Origin of the sequence: Streptomyces sp. NPDC060198, assembly GCF_042728415.1 — a bacterium.
Lineage (GTDB): Bacteria > Actinomycetota > Actinomycetes > Streptomycetales > Streptomycetaceae > Streptomyces.
In genome coordinates, this window is sequence record NZ_JBHWZJ010000136.1 from 1 (window position 1) to 17,585 (window position 17,585).

Annotated in this window: 17 protein-coding genes; 3 read left to right on the top strand and 14 right to left on the bottom strand. The window is 74.6% G+C overall.

The genetic code is table 11. The annotated features are described in order from the left end of the window. Positions 1-53 precede the first annotated feature (53 nt). The 9 genes from trpA to hisI all read right to left on the bottom strand — a co-directional run bounded on the left by trpA (position 54) and on the right by hisI (position 7,212). Positions 54-893, bottom strand: a complete 840-nt coding sequence (gene trpA / locus ACFWEP_RS18240) for a tryptophan synthase subunit alpha (protein WP_387371315.1) — start codon at positions 891-893, stop codon at positions 54-56. Further along, positions 890-2,176, bottom strand: a complete 1,287-nt coding sequence (gene trpB / locus ACFWEP_RS18245) for a tryptophan synthase subunit beta (protein ID WP_387371316.1) — start codon at positions 2,174-2,176, stop codon at positions 890-892. The genes trpA and trpB overlap by 4 nt, the downstream gene beginning before the upstream one ends. Positions 2,177-2,321: 145 nt before the next feature. Further along, positions 2,322-2,618, bottom strand: coding sequence for a tryptophan biosynthesis modulator TrpM (trpM, locus tag ACFWEP_RS18250; protein ID WP_387371317.1), 297 nt, complete (start codon positions 2,616-2,618; stop codon positions 2,322-2,324). Between the two features lie 9 nt (positions 2,619-2,627). After that, positions 2,628-3,437 carry an indole-3-glycerol phosphate synthase TrpC gene (trpC, locus tag ACFWEP_RS18255; protein ID WP_387371318.1) on the bottom strand — a complete coding sequence of 270 codons (810 nt, stop codon included), beginning with the start codon at positions 3,435-3,437 and terminating at the stop codon, positions 2,628-2,630. Positions 3,438-3,554: 117 nt separating this feature from the next. Further along, positions 3,555-4,031, bottom strand: coding sequence for a DUF2752 domain-containing protein (locus ACFWEP_RS18260; protein ID WP_387371319.1), 477 nt, complete (start codon positions 4,029-4,031; stop codon positions 3,555-3,557). A gap of 124 nt (positions 4,032-4,155) precedes the next feature. Beyond that, positions 4,156-4,407, bottom strand: a complete 252-nt coding sequence (locus ACFWEP_RS18265; protein ID WP_387371320.1) for an HGxxPAAW family protein — start codon at positions 4,405-4,407, stop codon at positions 4,156-4,158. Between the two features lie 179 nt (positions 4,408-4,586). Then, entirely contained in the window at positions 4,587-5,237 is a 651-nt protein-coding gene (locus ACFWEP_RS18270) for a TIGR02234 family membrane protein (protein ID WP_387371321.1), read from the bottom strand. Between the two features lie 59 nt (positions 5,238-5,296). Continuing rightward, positions 5,297-6,805, bottom strand: a complete 1,509-nt coding sequence (locus tag ACFWEP_RS18275; protein WP_387371322.1) for an anthranilate synthase component I — start codon at positions 6,803-6,805, stop codon at positions 5,297-5,299. A gap of 11 nt (positions 6,806-6,816) precedes the next feature. Then, the gene (hisI, locus tag ACFWEP_RS18280; protein ID WP_387371323.1) at positions 6,817-7,212 is read right to left on the bottom strand and encodes a phosphoribosyl-AMP cyclohydrolase; all 396 of its coding nucleotides are present in this window, start codon (positions 7,210-7,212) and stop codon (positions 6,817-6,819) included. Between the two features lie 85 nt (positions 7,213-7,297). Here hisI and ACFWEP_RS18285 point away from each other — a divergent pair, with 85 nt between their 5' ends. Beyond that, positions 7,298-7,930, top strand: a complete 633-nt coding sequence (locus tag ACFWEP_RS18285; RefSeq protein ID WP_387371324.1) for a TIGR03085 family metal-binding protein — start codon at positions 7,298-7,300, stop codon at positions 7,928-7,930. Positions 7,931-7,975: 45 nt separating this feature from the next. Here the strand turns inward: ACFWEP_RS18285 and ACFWEP_RS18290 are convergent, their stop codons facing one another. The 4 genes from ACFWEP_RS18290 to ACFWEP_RS18305 all read right to left on the bottom strand — a co-directional run bounded on the left by ACFWEP_RS18290 (position 7,976) and on the right by ACFWEP_RS18305 (position 14,812). Continuing rightward, on the bottom strand, positions 7,976-9,595 hold the full coding sequence (locus tag ACFWEP_RS18290) for a cation acetate symporter (protein WP_387371325.1): 1,620 nt from the start codon (positions 9,593-9,595) through the stop codon (positions 7,976-7,978). Between the two features lie 141 nt (positions 9,596-9,736). Then, complete coding sequence (locus ACFWEP_RS18295) at positions 9,737-11,056, bottom strand: PucR family transcriptional regulator (RefSeq protein ID WP_387371326.1); 1,320 nt, start codon at positions 11,054-11,056, stop codon at positions 9,737-9,739. 339 nt (positions 11,057-11,395) lie between these two features. Then, on the bottom strand, positions 11,396-12,004 hold the full coding sequence (locus ACFWEP_RS18300) for a hypothetical protein (RefSeq protein ID WP_387371327.1): 609 nt from the start codon (positions 12,002-12,004) through the stop codon (positions 11,396-11,398). A 27-nt stretch (positions 12,005-12,031) separates the two neighbouring features. After that, a complete protein-coding gene (locus tag ACFWEP_RS18305; protein WP_387371328.1) occupies positions 12,032-14,812 on the bottom strand; it encodes a LuxR C-terminal-related transcriptional regulator in 2,781 nt (926 codons plus the stop codon). A 160-nt stretch (positions 14,813-14,972) separates the two neighbouring features. Here ACFWEP_RS18305 and ACFWEP_RS18310 point away from each other — a divergent pair, with 160 nt between their 5' ends. Further along, positions 14,973-15,770, top strand: coding sequence for an alpha/beta fold hydrolase (locus ACFWEP_RS18310; RefSeq protein ID WP_387371329.1), 798 nt, complete (start codon positions 14,973-14,975; stop codon positions 15,768-15,770). Positions 15,771-15,927: 157 nt separating this feature from the next. Further along, positions 15,928-16,362, top strand: coding sequence for a hypothetical protein (locus tag ACFWEP_RS18315; protein WP_387371330.1), 435 nt, complete (start codon positions 15,928-15,930; stop codon positions 16,360-16,362). A 70-nt stretch (positions 16,363-16,432) separates the two neighbouring features. Here the strand turns inward: ACFWEP_RS18315 and ACFWEP_RS18320 are convergent, their stop codons facing one another. Beyond that, positions 16,433-17,365 carry an alpha/beta hydrolase family protein gene (locus ACFWEP_RS18320; RefSeq protein WP_387371331.1) on the bottom strand — a complete coding sequence of 311 codons (933 nt, stop codon included), beginning with the start codon at positions 17,363-17,365 and terminating at the stop codon, positions 16,433-16,435. Positions 17,366-17,585 lie beyond the last annotated feature (220 nt).

The window sequence follows — 17,585 nt, forward strand, 5'->3', positions numbered from 1 at the left end:
GGCACTCGCGTGCCTCCCCGGTCCCACTCCACCCGTACGGGTGACACGACACGTCAGCGCTTTCGAACACCTTCGGCGAGTTCGCCCGCGAGCGCCTTCACCGCGGCCGTGCCCGCGGCGGCGTCGGGCGCGTCCAGGATGGCCTTGACGAAGGCCGACCCGACGATGACGCCGTCCGCGAAGCCGGCGACCTCCGCGGCCTGCGCCGCGTTGGAGACGCCGAGGCCGACGCAGACCGGGAGGGAGGCGGTGGTCGCGCGGGTGCGGGCCACCAGGTTCTGGGCCTGGTCGCCGACGGAGGCGCGGGTGCCGGTGACCCCCATGAGGGAGGCGGCGTAGACGAAGCCGGAGCCCGCCGCCGTGATGGTGGCGAGGCGCTCGTCGCGGCTGCTGGGGGCGACGACGAAGACGGTGGCGAGAGAGTGCTTCTCCGCGTTCTCGCGCCACACCGCCGACTCCTGGACCGGCAGGTCGGGCAGGATGCAGCCGGCACCGCCCGCCGCGGCCAGCTCGGCGGTGAACCGCTCGATGCCGTAGCGGTCGATGGGGTTCCAGTAGGTCATGACGAGGATCGGGGCGCCGGTCGCCTCGTACGCCTCTCGGACCGTGCGCATCACGTCGGCGATCCGGACGCCGCCGCGCAGCGCGATGTCGTCGGCGGTCTGGATGACCGGGCCGTCGAGCACCGGGTCGCTGTGCGGGAGGCCCACCTCGACGACGTCGGCGCCGCCGGCCAGGACCGCCTTGATCGCCTCGATGCCGCCGTCCACGGTCGGGAAGCCCGCCGGGAGGTAGGCGATGAGGGCCGCGCGGTCCTCGGCCTTCGCGGCGGCGAGGGTGGTGTTCAGCAGTGCGATGTTGCCGGTGTGCCCGGTGTTGCCGGTGCCGCTCACTTGACGTCCCCCTCGATCTCCGCGCCGTGGCCGGCCGTGTCCGCTTCGACGGTCGCGTCGGCCTCGTACAGCCCGAAGTAGCGGGCCGCGGTGTCCATGTCCTTGTCGCCGCGCCCGGAGAGGTTGATGACGATCAGCCCGTCCTCGCCCAGCTCCTTGCCGATCTCCAGGGCACCGGCCAGCGCGTGCGCGCTCTCGATGGCCGGGATGATGCCCTCGGTGCGCGAGAGCAGCCGCAGGGCCGACATCGCGGCGGCGTCCGTCACCGCGACGTACTCGGCGCGGCCGACGTCCTTGAGGTACGAGTGCTCCGGGCCGATGCCCGGGTAGTCCAGGCCGGCCGAGATGGAGTACGGCTCGGTGATCTGGCCCTCGTCGTCCTGGAGGACGTAGCTGCGCGAGCCGTGCAGGATGCCGGGCTCGCCCGCGGTGAGGGTCGCCGCGTGCTCGCCGGTCTCGACGCCGTGCCCGGCGGGCTCGCAGCCGATGAGGCGGACGGAGGCGTCCGGGATGAAGGCGTGGAAGAGCCCGATGGCGTTGGAGCCGCCGCCGACACAGGCGACCGCGGCGTCCGGCAGCCGGCCGGCGCGTTCCAGGATCTGGCGGCGGGCCTCGACCCCGATGACCCGGTGGAAGTCCCGGACCATGGCGGGGAAGGGGTGCGGTCCTGCGACCGTACCGAAGAGGTAGTGGGTGCGGTCCACGTTGGCGACCCAGTCACGGAACGCCTCGTTGATGGCGTCCTTGAGGGTGCGGGAGCCGGACTTCACGGCGACGACCTCGGCACCGAGCATCCGCATGCGGGCGACGTTGAGCGCCTGGCGCTCGGTGTCGATCTCGCCCATGTAGATGGTGCACTCCAGGCCGAACAGCGCGCAGGCGGTCGCGGTGGCGACGCCGTGCTGGCCTGCTCCGGTTTCGGCGATGACCCGGGTCTTGCCCATGCGCTTGGTGAGGAGCGCCTGGCCCAGCACGTTGTTGATCTTGTGCGAGCCGGTGTGGTTGAGGTCCTCGCGCTTGAGGAAGACGCGCGCGCCGCCCGCGTGCTCGGCGAAGCGGGAGACCTCGGTCAGGGCGCTGGGGCGGCCCGTGTAGTTGACCATGAGTTCGTTGAGCTCGGCCGCGAAGGCCGGGTCGGCCTTGGCCTTGTCGTACTCGACGGCGACCTCGTCCACGGCGGCGACGAGCGCCTCCGGGATGAACTTGCCGCCGTAGGCGCCGAAATAGCCTTCGGCGCTGGGGATCAGACCCTCGGGGTCCGGAATGAAGAAGTCAGAGGACATCCGACATGGCTCCTGGAGATGGCAACGGGTGGGTTCACCGGATGCGCCGGGGCGGAGCGGAGGACCGCCGCGACCGGGTCGGGGCGGATGCCGGGTCGGCGCACGGCCCCTCAGGGGTGGGTGCGCGGGACGCGGAAGCCTTCGTTCAGTGCGGCGCTCGGGCCGCGCGCCATCGCATGCCGTTGACCTGCCCCGGCTCGTCGCCGATGACGTAGCGGACCCGGCGGCCGTGCACCCGGCGGGCGGGCGCGCGGCAGCCCCGGTGCCAGAACGGCGGAGCGCAGCGCCGGGGCTTCGGGTGGTCGAGCTGCAGGAGCGGAGGCCGGCCGCCGCCGTGCGTCAGGGGTGCGCGCGGGTCACGCACCGGCCGCCCGGCGGGGCGGGTGCCCTGCGGGGTGGGCGGTACGGAGCGCGGGAGCCCCTGGCGCACGGAGACGGTCATGGCGGTGGGTCAGCCCCGTCCGTGCCGGAGCGCGGGGTGGGTGCCGGCGGCGACGAGGTCGGCCACGGCGGCGCGCGGGTCGCGGCCGGTGACGAGCGACTCGCCGACGAGCACGGCGTCCGCGCCGGCGTTGGCGTAGGCGATCAGGTCGTGCGGGCCCCGGACGCCGGATTCGGCGACCTTGACGATGTGGTCGGGGATCTCGGGGGCGACCCGCTCGAAGGTGGAGCGGTCGACCTTGAGGTCCTTGAGGTTGCGGGCGTTGACGCCGATGATGCGGGCGCCGGCGGCGACCGCGCGCTCGGCCTCCTCCTCGTCGTGGGCCTCGACGAGCGGGGTGAGGCCGATGGACTCGGCCCGCTCGATCAGGGAGACGAGGGCCTCCTGGTCGAGGGCGGCGACGATCAGCAGGGCGAGGTCGGCGCCGTAGGCGCGGGCTTCCCACAGCTGGTAGGAGGTGACGATGAAGTCCTTGCGCAGGACCGGGATGTCGACCTTGGCGCGGACGGCTTCCAGGTCCGCGAGCGAGCCGCCGAAGCGGCGCTGCTCGGTGAGGACGGAGATGACCGACGCGCCACCGGCCTCGTAGTCCGCGGCGAGCGCGGCCGGGTCGGCGATGGCGGCCAGGGCGCCCTTGGAGGGGCTGGAGCGCTTGACCTCGCAGATGACGTTGACGCCCTCGCCGCGCAGTGCGGCGACTCCGTCTTTGGCCCGGGGAGCGCGCGCGGCGCGTTCCTTGAGCTCGTCGAGGCTGACGCGCGCCTGCCGCTCCGCAAGGTCCGCACGGACGCCGTCAATGATCTCGTCGAGCACACTCACGCGAGCGGCCCCCTTCCGGAACGAACGAATGATGGAACAGGATCAGCCGTCTCGATGGTATCCGCAGCGGAGCGATGGGTCCGCATCCAGCCGCCCCATGTCCCAGCAGGTGGTCACTCAGGGTGCCAGCGCAGCGCCGAGGGGCAGGTTCCGCACGACGCCGAAGGCCACCAGCACCGCGCCGATCCCCCACCACCAGCGGGGCGGGACGCCCAGCCGCAGGGGCCTGCGGCGCGCGGTCCGTACGAGCCAGAGCGGCCAGAGCGCGGCGAAGAGGACGTAGCCGGTGACGGCGAGGGCGTTGTCGCCGAGGGCTGTGACGAAGTCGCCGTGGGCGAAGGCGTGGGCGCTGCGCAGCCCGCCGCAGCCGGGGCAGAGCAGGCCGGTCAGGCGGAAGAGCGGGCAGAGAGGGTAGTGGCCGGGTTCACCCGGGTCGACCGCGGCGACGTACCCGAAGGCGCCGACGACGACGGCCAGGACTCCGGCCGGCGCCGCGAACCGCCGCACGCCTGCCGGGCGCGGCGGTCGGTGCGGGGCGGCGGGGGCCCCGGCGTCCGGGGGCGGGGTCGCGGCGGGGAGGGGCGAGGCGTCCACCCGCCGATTGTGCCCCCGGTACGCGGAAAGGCGCAGCCCCTCGGGGGGCTGCGCCTCGCGTGTCGCGTCCGGCGGGGCGGGGACCGGTGCCCGCGAGGGCGGGTCCCCTGCTCCCGGGGTCACGTCAGTGGCCGAGCTGGGCCTCACCGGCACGCGCGCGGGCGGCGGCGTACTCCGGGCTCTCCTTCGGCATGCCGAGTCCGGCCATCTTCATCGCCAGGCCCACGAGGGCGCCCACGAGGGTCACGCCGATGCCGGCCCAGAATCCGGCCGGGTTGGCCGCGACCATGAAGACGCCTGCGACGCAGAAGCCGATGAACGAGATGATGACACCGGTCCAGGCGGCCGGGGTGTGTCCGTGGCTGCTGCCCGCCATGAGTTGCTCCTCGTTGGTGTTGCGCGGTGTGCGGTGTGTGCGGTGTGTACCGGGGTTCACGGTGGAAAGGCCCGCACCCCATTGTCCCGTACGCGGAGGCGGGACGTGATCCGGGGGGTCGTCGGTCCCGGTCGTGTCCGGGGCCCTGCGGGTGGCCGGTACTCCTGTCGGAACACGCTTCAGCCCGTGGGGTCCTCGCCCCGGTCCAGGGCCTTCCACAGTTCCTCGGGCCGGTCGGGGTCCCGGGGAGGCGCGGGGGCCTTGCGGGGGCGGGGGGACCCGTCGCGCTCGTAGCGGCCGGACATGGTGGGCCAGCGGCTTCCGAAGCGGAGCGCGAGCACACCGGCGATCAGGATGAACAGCCCGCCGGCGGCGGTGACGAAGGGCCACGCGGTGTGGCTGAGGGCGTCGACGGTGGAGGCGGTGTCGCCGCTGACGGCGGCGGCCTTCTCGTCCAGGGCGGCGCTGTCAGCGGCGCCGGACCAGGCGCTGAGGCCGGCGCCGAGGCCGCTGACGGCCAGCAGTCCGGAGACGACGTAGCGCCCGGTGCCCCGGACGGCGAAGACGGCGACCAGGGCGGCGAGGCCGACGATCGCCAGCGCGGCGGGGACGCCGGTGACGTCCTGTCCGTCGGCGGTCAGCGGGAGGCCGCCGCCGGCGACGGGGGCGTCGCCCCGGGCCCAGGTCTGCCCGGAGGCGAGCAGCACGACGGCGGCCCCGACCGCGCCGAGGAGCAGCCCGAGGGCCAGGCTCCGGCGGCTGCCGGGGGCGTCGGACGCGGTGGTACGGGCACGGGGCTGGGGTACGGGGACGGCGCTCACGCCTTCCACTATCCCCTACCGTCCCCGCGTCCGTCGGGTGGCCCCTGATCGCCGGAGCGGGCCGCAGGTCAGCCGGTGGGCGCCCCGTGGTCGCGGAGCCGGTTGGCCGTGTGGACGGCGCGGAGCACCGCGGCGGCCTTGTTGCGGCACTCGTTGTCCTCCGCCACCGGGTCGGAGTCGGCGACGACGCCCGCTCCGGCCTGGACGTAGGCGGTGCCGTCGCGGAGCAGCGCGGTGCGGATGGCGATGGCGGTGTCGGAGTCGCCCGCGAAGTCGAGGTAGCCGACGCAGCCTCCGTACAGTCCCCTGCGGTTGGGTTCGAGTTCCTCGATGATCTGCATGGCGCGCGGCTTGGGCGCCCCGGAGAGGGTGCCGGCGGGGAAGCAGGCGGTGAGGACGTCGAAGGCGGTGCGGTCCTCGGCGACGCGGCCGGTGACGGTCGAGACGATGTGCATCACGTGGGAGTACTTCTCGACGGACATGAAGTCGACCACTTCCACGCTGCCGGGTTCGCAGACGCGGCCGAGGTCGTTGCGGCCGAGGTCGACGAGCATGAGGTGCTCGGCGCGCTCCTTGGGGTCGGCGAGGAGTTCCTCGGCGAGGGCCTGGTCCTCCTGCGGGGTTGCGCCCCGGTGCCGGGTGCCGGCGATGGGGTGGACCATGGCGCGGCCGTCCTCGACCTTGACCAGGGCCTCGGGGCTGGAGCCGACGACGTCGAACCCGTCGAATCGGAAAAGGTACATGTACGGGGACGGGTTGGTGGCCCGCAGCACCCGGTAGACGTCGAGCGCGCTCGCGGTGCAGGGCGTCTCGAAGCGCTGGGAGGGCACGACCTGGAAGGCCTCACCGGCCCGGATGCGTTCCTTGATGTCCTCGACGGCCTCCTGGTAGGCCGGCCCGCCCCAGAGGGCGGTGTACGGCGGCAGCTCGGAGGGGGGCATGGCTGCGGGGGCGTTCTCGACGGGGCGGCGCAGGTCCCGCTCCATGGCGTCGAGCCGGGTGACGGCGTCGGTGTACGCCTCCTCGACGCCGCTCTCCAGGTCGTTGTGGTTGATCGCGTTGGCGATCAGCAGGACGGTGCCGTCCCAGTGGTCGAGCACGGCGAGGTCGGAGGTGAGCATCATGGTCAGCTCGGGGAGGCCGAGGTCGTCGCCGCCGCGGTCGCCGATGCGTTCCAGGCGGCGCACGACGTCGTAGCCGAGGTAGCCGACCATGCCGCCGGTGAAGGGCGGCAGCCCCTCGGTGCCCGCGAGGTCGCGCGGGGTGTGCAGCGCCTCGGTGGTGGCGCGGAGCGCCTGGAGCGGGTCGCCGTCCAGCGGGACGCCGACGGGCGGGGTGCCGATCCAGTGGGCCTGGCCGTCGCGGGCGGTGAGGGTGGCGTGGCTGCGGACCCCGATGAAGGAGTACCGCGACCAGGTGCGGCCGTTCTCCGCGGATTCCAGCAGGAAGGTGCCGGGGCGTTCGGCGGCGAGCTTCCGGTAGAGCCCGACCGGGGTGTCGCCGTCCGCGAGGAGCCTCCGGACCACGGGGATGACGCGCCGGTCGACGGCCAGCTTGCGGAAGGTGTCGAGATCCATGTCGGCCGGCCTCACTGGGTGTCGGGGGCGAGCAGGACGTCGCGGTCGAAGCAGGTGCGCGCGCCGGTGTGGCAGGCGGCGCCCGTCTGGTCGACCTTGACGAGGACGGTGTCGGCGTCGCAGTCCAGGGCGACGGAGACGACACGCTGGGTGTGGCCGGACGTGTCGCCCTTGACCCAGTACTCCTGACGGCTGCGGGACCAGTAGGTGCAGCGGCCGGTGGTCAGGGTGCGGTGCAGGGCCTCGTCGTCCATCCAGCCGAGCATGAGCACCTCACCGGTGTCGTACTGCTGGGCGATGGCGGGGACGAGTCCGTCCGCGCCGCGCTTGAGGCGCGCGGCAACGCCGGGATCGAGGGTGCCTGCGGGCGGGTTACCGGGCGTGCCGGACGGGGGCGTGCTGCTCATGGGCCCCATTGTGCCGCGAGCACCGGCGCCGGAAGGCGCCCGGTCCACTGGGCGGACCGTGTGCCGCGGTCGTAGGCTGGCTGGCATGTCGACCCATGCGAAGCGCGAACGTCTACTGCTGGCCGACCTGTTGGAGGCCGCTGGCCCCGGGGCGCCGACCCTGTGCGAGGGCTGGCTGACCCGGGATCTGGCCGCTCATGTGGTGGTGCGGGAGCGCCGGGCGGACGCGGCCGCCGGGATCGTGCTGGGCCCGCTGAAGGGCCGTATGGAGCGGGTGCGCCAGGAGTACGCGGAGAAGCCGTACGAGGAGCTGATCCAGCTTCTCCGCACGGGTCCGCCGCGCTTCTCCCCGTTCGGCCTGAAGCAGGTGGACGAGGCGGCCAACACCGTGGAGTTCTACGTGCACGCCGAAGACGTCCGCCGGGCGCAGCCCGACTGGTCCCGGCGGGAGCTGGACCCGGTGTTCGCGGACGTCCTGTGGGCGCGCATGGAGCGGACCGCCCGGATGCTGGGGCACCGTTCGCCGGTGGGGCTGGTGCTGCGCCGCCCGGACGGGCGGACGGCGGTCGCGCGCAAGGGCACGCCGGTGGTCACGGTGACCGGGGAGCCGGGCGAGCTGCTGCTCTTCGCGTTCGGGCGGCAGTCGGCGACGACGGTGGGCCTGGAGGGCGAGGAGGACGCGGTGGAGCGGCTCCAGCTGTCGCAGCTGGGGATGTGAGGAGCGGTCCCCGCGCAGGTCGTCCTCCCCGCGTACGCCGTCCTCTCAGGTCCGGGGCGCGCCGTGGCCGTGCGTGGCGGCGGCCCGCACCTTGTGGCGGGCCGGTCCGGCGGCGTTGACCCGGCGGGTCCGGGCGGGGCGGCGGGAGCCGAGGAAGGCCAGCAGGAAGCCGGCCGGGACGGTGACCAGTCCCGGGGTCTGCAGGGGGAACCAGTGGAAGTCGCGGTCCGGGAAGAGCGCGATCGGGGTGCCGGAGACCGCCGGTGAGAACGCCATCAGCAGCACGATCAGCGGCAGGGTGCCGTAGACGGTCCAGCGCACCCCGCGTGCGGTGAAGCCGCGCCGGAAGAGGGCGTTCAGCAGGACCGGCGGCAGGACGGACGCGGCGGCCGCGAAGGAGAGCGAGAGCAGGACCTGCGGGTTGCGCTCGTGGGTGTACGCGGAGACGAGGACGGCGAGCACGCCGATCGCGAGGACGGCCCAGCGGGCCCGGCGGATCTCCCGGGCGGACGCCCGGCCCTCGCCCTGGGCGCCCGAGTGCGCCCGGAAGTCCCGGGCGACGCTGGAGGCGGCGGCGAGGGTGATGCCGGCCACCGCGGCGAGAGTGGTGGCGAAGGCGGCGCAGGCGACGAGGGCGAACAGCAGGCTCTGCCGGGGACCGGCCGCGCCGGGGTCGAGCGCGCCGGTCACCATCAGCAGGGCGGTGTTGCCGCCGGGATCCCCGGCGCGCAGTACGTCCGCTCCGAGCAGAGCCGAGGCGCCGAGTCCCACGACGACGATCCCGGCGCAGAGGACGGCGACCGGGGCGACGGCCCAGGCCCGCACCCGGCGCGCGGTGCGGGCGTCGCGCAGCGGGTGCAGGCGCATGGTGAGGTGCGGCATGCAGGCGGCCCCCAGGACGAGGGTGACCAGGAACCCTGTCAGGTCCAGCGCCCCGGTGCCGGTGCGGCCGAACTGGGCGCCGGGCGAGGCGTAGTGGGAGCCGGTCCCGCTGCCCTCGCGCGCGGCGTCGAAGAGGGCGAGGGGCGACCAGCCGTACCGGGCGAGGACGAGTCCGGCGAGCAGCGTGACGACGGCCACCACCACGCCCACCTTGAGGATCTGGACGTATCCGGTGCCGCGCATCCCGCCGAAGGCGGAGTAGCCGACCATCAGGACCCCACTGGCGACGGTGCATCCGGTGACCGCCCCGTCCGGCAGCCCGAACATGGCCGCCATCACCTTGCCCGCGGTGGTGAGCTGGACGAGTAGGAGAGGGGCCAGCACGGCCAGGGTCGCGACGCCCATGGCCTTGCGGACCGAGGGGTCCTGGAGTCGTTTCGCGAGGAAGTCGCCGAGCGTGAACACGCCTGCCGCGCGCAGCCGTTCGGAGAGGACGCGCATGACGAGCACCAGCGAGGCGACGGTCGCGAGCGCGAAGGCCACCCCGTCGAACCCGGCGAGCGCCACGGAGCCGGTGGTGGAGAGCAGGGTGGCGGCGGAGATGTAGTCCCCGGCGATGGCGAGTCCCCCGCCGACGGGCCCGAGGGCGGCGCCGCCGCCCGCGTAGAAGTGTTCCGGGTCGTCCTGGTCGGCTGCGGCGAGGCCGCAGAGCAGCAGGGAGAGAGCGACGAACCCGAGGAAGATCACCACTGCGAGGGAACGCGCGTCGGTAAGGGAGGACATGACGGGTACGCCACCAGAGGGGGCAACCCCCGTACAGGGAACTGGCGTTCATGGATGCGCCGGTACAGGGGGCAGGCCCGCACCTTGTGCGCCGGCACATCCGACCCGATCGAACTCGGCTTCCGGAAACACTTGTTGGTGTCAGTTGCCGAGCAACCTCCGGGCCGCCAGTGCCAGGCAGACCTCCACGGCGTCCGCCGGGCGGGTCAGGCAGCGCCCGGAAAGCTGCTCGAACCGTCGCAGCCGGTTCAGCACGGTGTTGCGGTGGCAGTAGAGCCGCGCCCCGGCCCGCTGGGCCGAGCCGTCGGCTTCGAGCCAGGCGGTGAGCGTCTCGATGAGGACGTCCCGGTCGGCCGGGTCGATGTCGTCGAGGGGGCCCAGCACCCGGTGGGCGAGCGCGGTCCCGAGGGCGGGCGAGGAGACGACCAGCGCGGTCGGCAGGTGTTCGTCGAGCAGGACGACGCCACCGGAGGCCGGGCAGGCCAGCAGGGCGGTCTCGGCGAGCCGCCGGGCCTCACCGAGCGCGGCGAGCCCCTCGACGGCGGAGCCGACCCCGACGGCCGTACCGGCCGGGGCGGTCAGGCCGGCGGCGAGTCGGGCCAGTACGCCTCCCGTACCCGTATCGGCACCCCCCTGTGGGGCGCCCGCATCCGTGGCGGCGGATTCCAGTGCCACGACGGCCAGTTCGGCATCGGGGCCGGTGTGCCAGAGCGCGACGACCCCGTCCGGGAGGACCACGGGCGGGGAGGTCGCGGCGTGCGGGGCGCGCTGGGCCGTACGTACGGCGAGGACCGCGTACCGGCCGTCCTCCCGCAGCCCCAGCGCCGTCGCGGCGTCGGGCAGATCGGCGATGCGGGCGGTGCCGTCCAGCAGGGCGGCGGTCATGAGGCGCTGCCGGTTCTCGCGGCGCCAGTCGATGCGCTGTTCCGCCTGCCGGTAGGCGTCGGTGAGGACCCCGCAGTGTTCGTCGACGAAGTTCCACACGTCGGCGGCGACATGGACGAGGAGGCGGACGTCCTCGGGGTCGCGGCGGGCGGTCTCGTCCACGAGCCCCTGCCACACCATCGCGCCGCCGAGGCGGAACGCGTGCAGGACGGCGTCGAGCGGCACGCCCTGCTCGGCCCTGATCTCCCCGATCCAGCGGGTGGTGCGGTGCGCCGCCTCGCGGAACTCGCGGGGCTGGATCAGCGAGCCGACGTTGTGGCGCAGGGAGTGGTGGACCTCCTGCCAGATGTCGGCACGGGTGGACTCGATCGCCGTCCGGTAGCCGGGCTCCTGCTCGTACAACACCTCGACCAGCCGTTCCGTCAGTTCGGGCAGCCCTTCGAGCAGCACCCGGGCCGAGCGGTGCAGCACCTCGATCGCCTCCCGGTCGGCCAGGGAGCGGAATCGCTTGGGCAGCGGTGCTACCGGGGGCGTCGCGTGCAGCGCCCTGATCCGAGGACGTACGACCTGTGGCATGGGGGGCCTCCACCGGGAATCGGCCGGGCCCGTGGGCGCCGGCCCGGGCGCCCGGCCCGGCAGGGGCGCGAGCGCAACCGAACGATCCTGACGCCCGCAGAATGGCATACCGGCCAGTCGGTACCTAGGGGTGTGCGTGGTTCTTATCATCACGGTCCGGCAACCTGCCGGACACATTCGGCCACGAGGCGGGCGGAGCGCGGACGGCCGGACGGGGCGGACGGGTCCGCGCCGGGGAAGAACGGATGGTCGTCGGCTTCCGTACGGGTACGGCCGTCCGGAGCGCCGTGGCTGTCCGGGCCGCCGTGGCTGTCCGGGCCGCCGTGGCCGTCCGGGCCGTCAGCCGTCGGGCCGGGGAGCCGACGAGGGCGGCGACCCGGTGTCGCGTACCCCTCGGAGCTCCGCGCCCGGGGTTCCTGGCGAGAGGCAGGGTTCGCCCGTCTCCGCGAATCGGACCACGGCTGCGCGCAGGAGTTCGAGGAACTCCTGCAGATCGTCCGCGACCCTGTCGAATTCCGACCCGCCCGGGGAGGCCGTCCGCGTCCGGTGGACCGCGCCGCCCCGGTCGGCGACGAACAGACCGCCCCCTCCGTCCGATCCGATCACCACGCCGTGCGGGTCATCGGCCTCCGGCACGAAGACGGCGCCTTCCTCCGAAAGCCGGCGCAGGAGCTCACGCGCCGGGTGGACGAAGTAGCCGTTGCCCACGTCCGGCAGGGCGACCTCGCCGACGGACTCGTAGAAGGTCAGCAGGTCACCGGATGCCAGGGGCTCCCGGGCCACGTCGCGGGCGGCGCGGCGGTCGTCCTCGTCGGCGACGCGAACCCGGTTGTCACCGGGCGCGAAGCCGTGCGTCTCCTCGAAGGTCAGGAGCATCGCGCCCACCACGTCCCCGATCTCCTGACGCCATCGCGCGAGCCAAGCAGTCGAGTAGGGCGGCCGGTCCATGGCCGCATCGTCCCACCCTCGCCGCTGTCAGGACCAACGGTCCATCACCCGGGCCAGTTCGGTACGGGAGCGGACCCCGAGGAGGGCGAAGATGTTGCGCAGATGGTGGTCGACCGTGCGCGGGCTGACCGAGAGCCGCCGGGCTATCTCCCGGTTGGTGGCCCCTTCCGCCACGCAGCGGGCGATCCGCTGCTGCTGGGGGGTGAGCGCGGACGCCGGCCCGGCGTCTGCGGCAGGGGCGTCCACCGCCTCGCCCGCGGCGCGCAGTTCACCGGTGGCCCGGTCCACCCAGGCGCGGGCGGAGCAGCGTTCGAAGCCGACCAGGGCGTCGCGGAGCGGGCCGCGCGCCTCCCGGGTGCGCCGGCGTCTGCGCAGCCACTGGCCGTAGAGGAGTTGGGTGCGGGCGCGCTCGAAGTCGCCGCCGGCCCGGTCGTGATGGGCGAGCGCCTGGGTGTACCGCGCCTCGGCCTCGTCGGCCGGGGCCAGCAGCGCGCGGCAGCGGGCGAGCTGGGCGGGCGCGTGCGGGTCGGTGGTGCGGCTGGTCCAGATGGCGAACTCGCGCACGGCGTCGGCGAGTTCGTCGGCCCACTCGGTATCGTGGCCGGCCAGGACGGCGGCTTCGACGTAGCACGGCAGGGCGAGCATCCGGATGCCGAAGTGGCCGTGGCGGGGTCCGGGGCGCACCAGGGGGGCGAGCCGGGCCGCCGCCTCGCCCGTGCGGCCCGCCGCCAGATCGGCGCGGGCCACCGCCCAGGTGGCCAGGGTGGCGGCCTGGGAGAGCCCGTGCGGTCCTGCCCCGGCCAGCGCGGTGTCCGCGTGGGCCGCGCAGGCCTCGGCGGGCCCCTCCACCGAGGCGGTGAGCGCGAGCACCGCGTGCAGATGGGTGGTGGCGTTGGACTGCCCGGTACGGCGGGCCGCGTGCAGGCCCTCCAGTGCGTGCGCCCGCGCCCTGGCGTGCCGGCCTGCCCTCAGTTCGGCGTAGGCGAGCTGTTCGAGGGCGTGCGCGAGGAGGGCCTCGGGGCCCTTGCTCCGTACGGCGGCGAGCGCGCGGGCCCCGGCCCGGCAGGCGCTCTCCGCCTCGCCGACGACCAGCGCACAGGCGCCCGCCCGGAGCAGCGCCCAGGGGTCCTCGCCGGCTTCGGCGGCGCGCAGGCACTGCGCGAGCAGCTCGTGGCCCTCGGTCATCCGTCCCGCGAACACGGCTCGTACCCCCGCGAGATAGGGCGCGACAGCCGGGTCGTGCGGGCGTTCGGGGATGCGGTTGAGGGCGTCGAGGTAGGCGATGGCGTCCCCGCCCGCCCAGGCGGCCTCGGCCGCGGCGAGCAGCGCGGCGAGGGCGCGCGCCGGGTCGTGGGGCGCGAGGTGGGCAGCGGCGGCGAGCAGCGCCTCGCGGGCGTCGGTGGCCGGTCCGTCCCGCAGGGCGAGCATCCCGCGCGTGAACCGCGTGAGCCCGCCCGCCGGTACGGCCCCGGGCACGGGAGTGCCGGGGGCGGCGGCGACCCGGGTGAGGAGGGCGCGGGCGCGGCCGGTGTCACCCGCGAGGCGGGCGTGCTCGGCGGCCTCGGCGAACCGGGCGGCCCGGTCCGCCTCGTCGGTGGAGAGCAGGGCGGCGCGGGTGAGGGCGGCCGAGCGTTCGGCGTACGGCCGGGGCGCGGTGGCCGCCCACTCCAGCGCGCTCGCGAGGACGGCGTCCGGCGCCGGGGCGGCGCAGGCCCGCTGCACCAGGGCGGGCAGTTGGTGTGCGGATGCCTGGCCGAGGAGCGCGGCAAGGAGTTCGTGGGCGGCCCGCCGGTGCGCGGGCGGGGCGTGCCGCAGCACCGCGCGGCCGAGCAGGGGGTGGCTGAAGTGGACGCGGCTGCCGGTGCGTTCGAGGACTCCGGGGATGCCGCCGGGCCCGAAGAGCACGCGGTCGAGCAGGGTGGCGCCGAGCCCCGCCCGGTTGCCGGCCCGCAGCAGGAGTCCGGCATCGGCTCCGGTGCCCTCCGGCTCGTGCTCCTGGGCGGCGGCGGCCAGCAGCAGGAGGGTCCGGGTCTCGGCGGGGAGGCCGTCGAGCTGGGCGGCATGGGCGTCGAGCACACTCTCGCCGCCGGGCAGCGGGAAGGGCAGCACCGTGCGGCCGGCCAGCTGATCGGGGGTGAGGTGCCCGACGAGCCCGGCGAGCAGCCGCGGGTTGCCCGCCGCCTCCCGCAGCAGCTCGCCGCGGACCCCCGGATCGATGTCGCAGGACTTACCGGTGAAGCTCTCCAGCAGGCAGGCCGCCGCTCGGTCGTCGAGCGGGCCGAGGCGCAGCGCGGGCAGTCCGGCGAAGCTGGTCTCGTCGGCCGACGAGACCAGCACGGCGGCCCGGCTGGCCGCCCCGAGCCGGCGGGCCGCGAAGCCGAGGGCCTCCCGGGACGGGGAGTCCCAGACGTGCGCGTCGTCCACGCAGACCAGCACCGGGCGGTCGGCGCCGGTCTCCCGCAGCAGGGTGAGCAGCGTGTCGGGGGTGATGCCGGAACGCAGCACCCGCTCGGGCGGTACGGAGAGCGGGCCGGGGGCCGATCCGAGCAGGGCGTGCAGCCCGCTGTGCGGGAGGTGGCGCTCGGCGGGGACAGCCGTCACGTGCAGCACGGGGCCGTGGTTGTGGGCGCGGTGCGTTTCGGCCGCCGCGTCCAGCAGGGCGCTGCGGCCGAGGCCGGGCGGCGCGGTCACCACGAGCGCACCGCCGTCGCCCTGCGCGAGACGGCCCAAGAGGGTTTCCACTATGGCGAGTTCACCGCTGCGGCCGTACAGCCGGAGCGGACTGTGCACGGTCGTCGAGGGAGTCACACCCGCACGTTACGTCCGCGTGAACAGGCCCGGAAGACGCGCGTCCGCTCCTTCGGCCCGAACGGCCCGGTGCGGTGCGCCGTCCCAGCACGACGGCCTCCGGACTGTGCGCGCGCACAGATTCCGGCGCGCCCGCCGCCCCCGACCGTACTTTCGTGGCATGACGATCCCACTCCGCACCGAACAGCACACCGCGCTCCGCACCGCGGACGGACTGACCCTGCGGTACTGGTCCTGGTCCCGCGACCCCGATCCGGCTCTGCCTCCGGTGGTGCTGCTGCACGGTTTCGCCGCGCACGCCCGGCTGAACTGGGACGGCCCCGGGGTGGTGGAGGCCCTCCTCGCGGCCGGCCGGCGGGTGTACGCGCTGGACGCCCGGGGCCACGGCACCTCCGACCGGCCGCACGAAGAGGGCTTCTACGGCGAGGAGTCGATGGCGGGCGACGTCCGGCTCCTGGCCGACCGGCTGGGGGCGGACGAGTACCACCTCGCCGGGTACTCGATGGGCGCTGTCGTCGCGCTGCTCACGGCGGCGGCCGACCCCCGGGTCGGGCGGCTGGTGATCGGCGGCGTCGGCGCGGGCGTGGTGGAGGTCGGCGGCCTGGACACCCGGGCGATGCCGCCCGAGCTGGTGTCGGCCGCGCTGACCGCCGACGACCTCTCGACCGTCCCCGAACAGGCCCGCGGCTTCCGGGCGTTGGCCGACGCCACCGGCTCCGACCGGCACGCGCTGGCCGCCCAGATACGCGCGGCGTTCCGGGGACCGGTACCGCTGGACCGGATCGCCGTACCCACGCTCGTACTCGCCGGGGACGCCGACCCGCTGGCGGCCCGCCCCGAGGTGCTGGCCGGCGCGATCCGGGGCGCCCGGGTCACGGTGCTCCCCGGCGACCACCTGACGGTGGTGCGCGAGCCCGGATTCGCCGCCGCGATCACGGAGTTCCTCGCGGCGGGGTGAGGGGCGGGGCTCCCCGGCGAAAGCCCGCGCTCGCGTGTGGCAGAGTGGGCCGGCTGCCGCAGGGGACATCACGCCGGCCCGGACCGGGCGGGGCGGAACGGAGGACGACCGGCGGCGCACCGGCCACCCTCTGCCCCGCCCTTTCCAGGAGTACGTCATGAACGCCAAGCGCCACCGCCTGCTGCTCGCCGCCGTCACCCCCATGCTCGCCCCCGGGGAGCAGGTCGAGGCGGCGTCCATAGTGAACCTGAGAACCGTCTCCGTACGCAGGACGGCCGCCTTCGCCGTGGCCTCGGCGGTCCTCAGCGCGGGCGCGATGAGCGTGATCCCCGTGCCGGTGCCGATGTATCTGGTCATGACCGACCGCCACTTCTTCGTCTTCCGGGCCAACCCGAACATCGCCCGGACCGGGGAGCACCTGATGACGTTCGCGCGGGCGGGCCTGGTCCGCACCGAGATCAAGGAGCGCCTGCTCAACTCGTCCTTCGTCGTCTCCTCGCCCGAGGACGTACAGGGGCTGCGGATCGTCTTCCCGCTGGTCGGCCGCAAGGACCGCAACACGATGGCCGCCGCCCTCCCGGTGGCGGGCTGAGCCACGGGCGGCCGCACACGGGAAGCCGGACCGCCGTGTCGGGCGGTCCGGCTCCGGTTCGTACGGCGGGTTACGAGGTGTGCGGGCAGGTGCCCCGGTACTCGGCGATGGTCAGGCTCGCCGAGGGGAGCGGGCAGAGGAACTGCTCGTAGCGGGTGTCGTTGTCGATGAAGCGCTTCAGCCACGAGACGCTGTACTTCGCGATCGTCGTGTTCGACGAGTTCGGGGTGAAGTGGGTGGCCCCGCGTAGCTCCAGGTACGCCTTGTCCAGTGTGCCGGGCAGCGAGTTGTAGAACGGCTCGGAGTGGGTGAGCACCGGGGCGACGGTGTCGCCGTCCGCGCCGATCACCAGGGTGGGCGTGCGGACCTCGGGCCAGGTGGTGTCGGTGTTCCAGCCGGTCAGCGGGATCGCCGCCTTGAGCGAGGTGCGGCTCTTCGCCGCTTCCAGCGTGCCGCCGCCGCCCATGGAGTGGCCCATCACGCCGAGGCGTGAGGAGTCGATCCGGGTGCGGACCGAGCTGCTCTGCGTGAGGTAGTCCAGCGCGGCGAGGAGCTGTCGGCCCCGGCTGTCGGGCTGGTCGAGCGTGGTGTTGGTGTCGATCGTGAAGACCACGAAGCCCTGCGAGGCGAGGCGCGGGCCGAGCCACGCGATGCTCGACTGGTAGGCGGTGAATCCGGGCGCGATGACGACCGCCCCGAAGGTGCCGTCCGCCGTGGACGTCGGGTAGTAGATCGTGCCGCCGCCGAAGCCGGTGACGCCGAGCGAGGAGACGGAGGTCTGCGAGGTGGCGTACGAGCCGCGCAGCGCCTCGATGCTGGAGGTGGTGGGGGCGGGGCCGCGCTCGTAGGGGTTGGTGGCGGCCTGCGCCCCGGCGGGGCTGAACGCGGTGAGCAGGCCGGCGGTGACCGCCGCCGCGGCGAACAGGCCCTTGACGGCCCGGAGTCGGCTCGTGCGGGTCCGTCGGTGCGGAGCGGTGTCGCCGGAGGTGAGGAGCTGCTGCACGGGGGATCCTCTCGGTGGGGGGGGGCACCCCGCCGGGCGTCTCCCGGTGGCCGTCGTCCGAGGCTCCGGGGTGCTCCGCGTGGTACCGCCACGTCGTTCGCTGGCGTTGGCCACTCTGGCGATGCTCCCCGGCGTCACGCATCGGCGATATCGCCGGTCTCCGCGCACACCCGCCCGTGCTCGTGCACGCCGGAGGGGCGGGCGGGGAACGTGCGTTCCC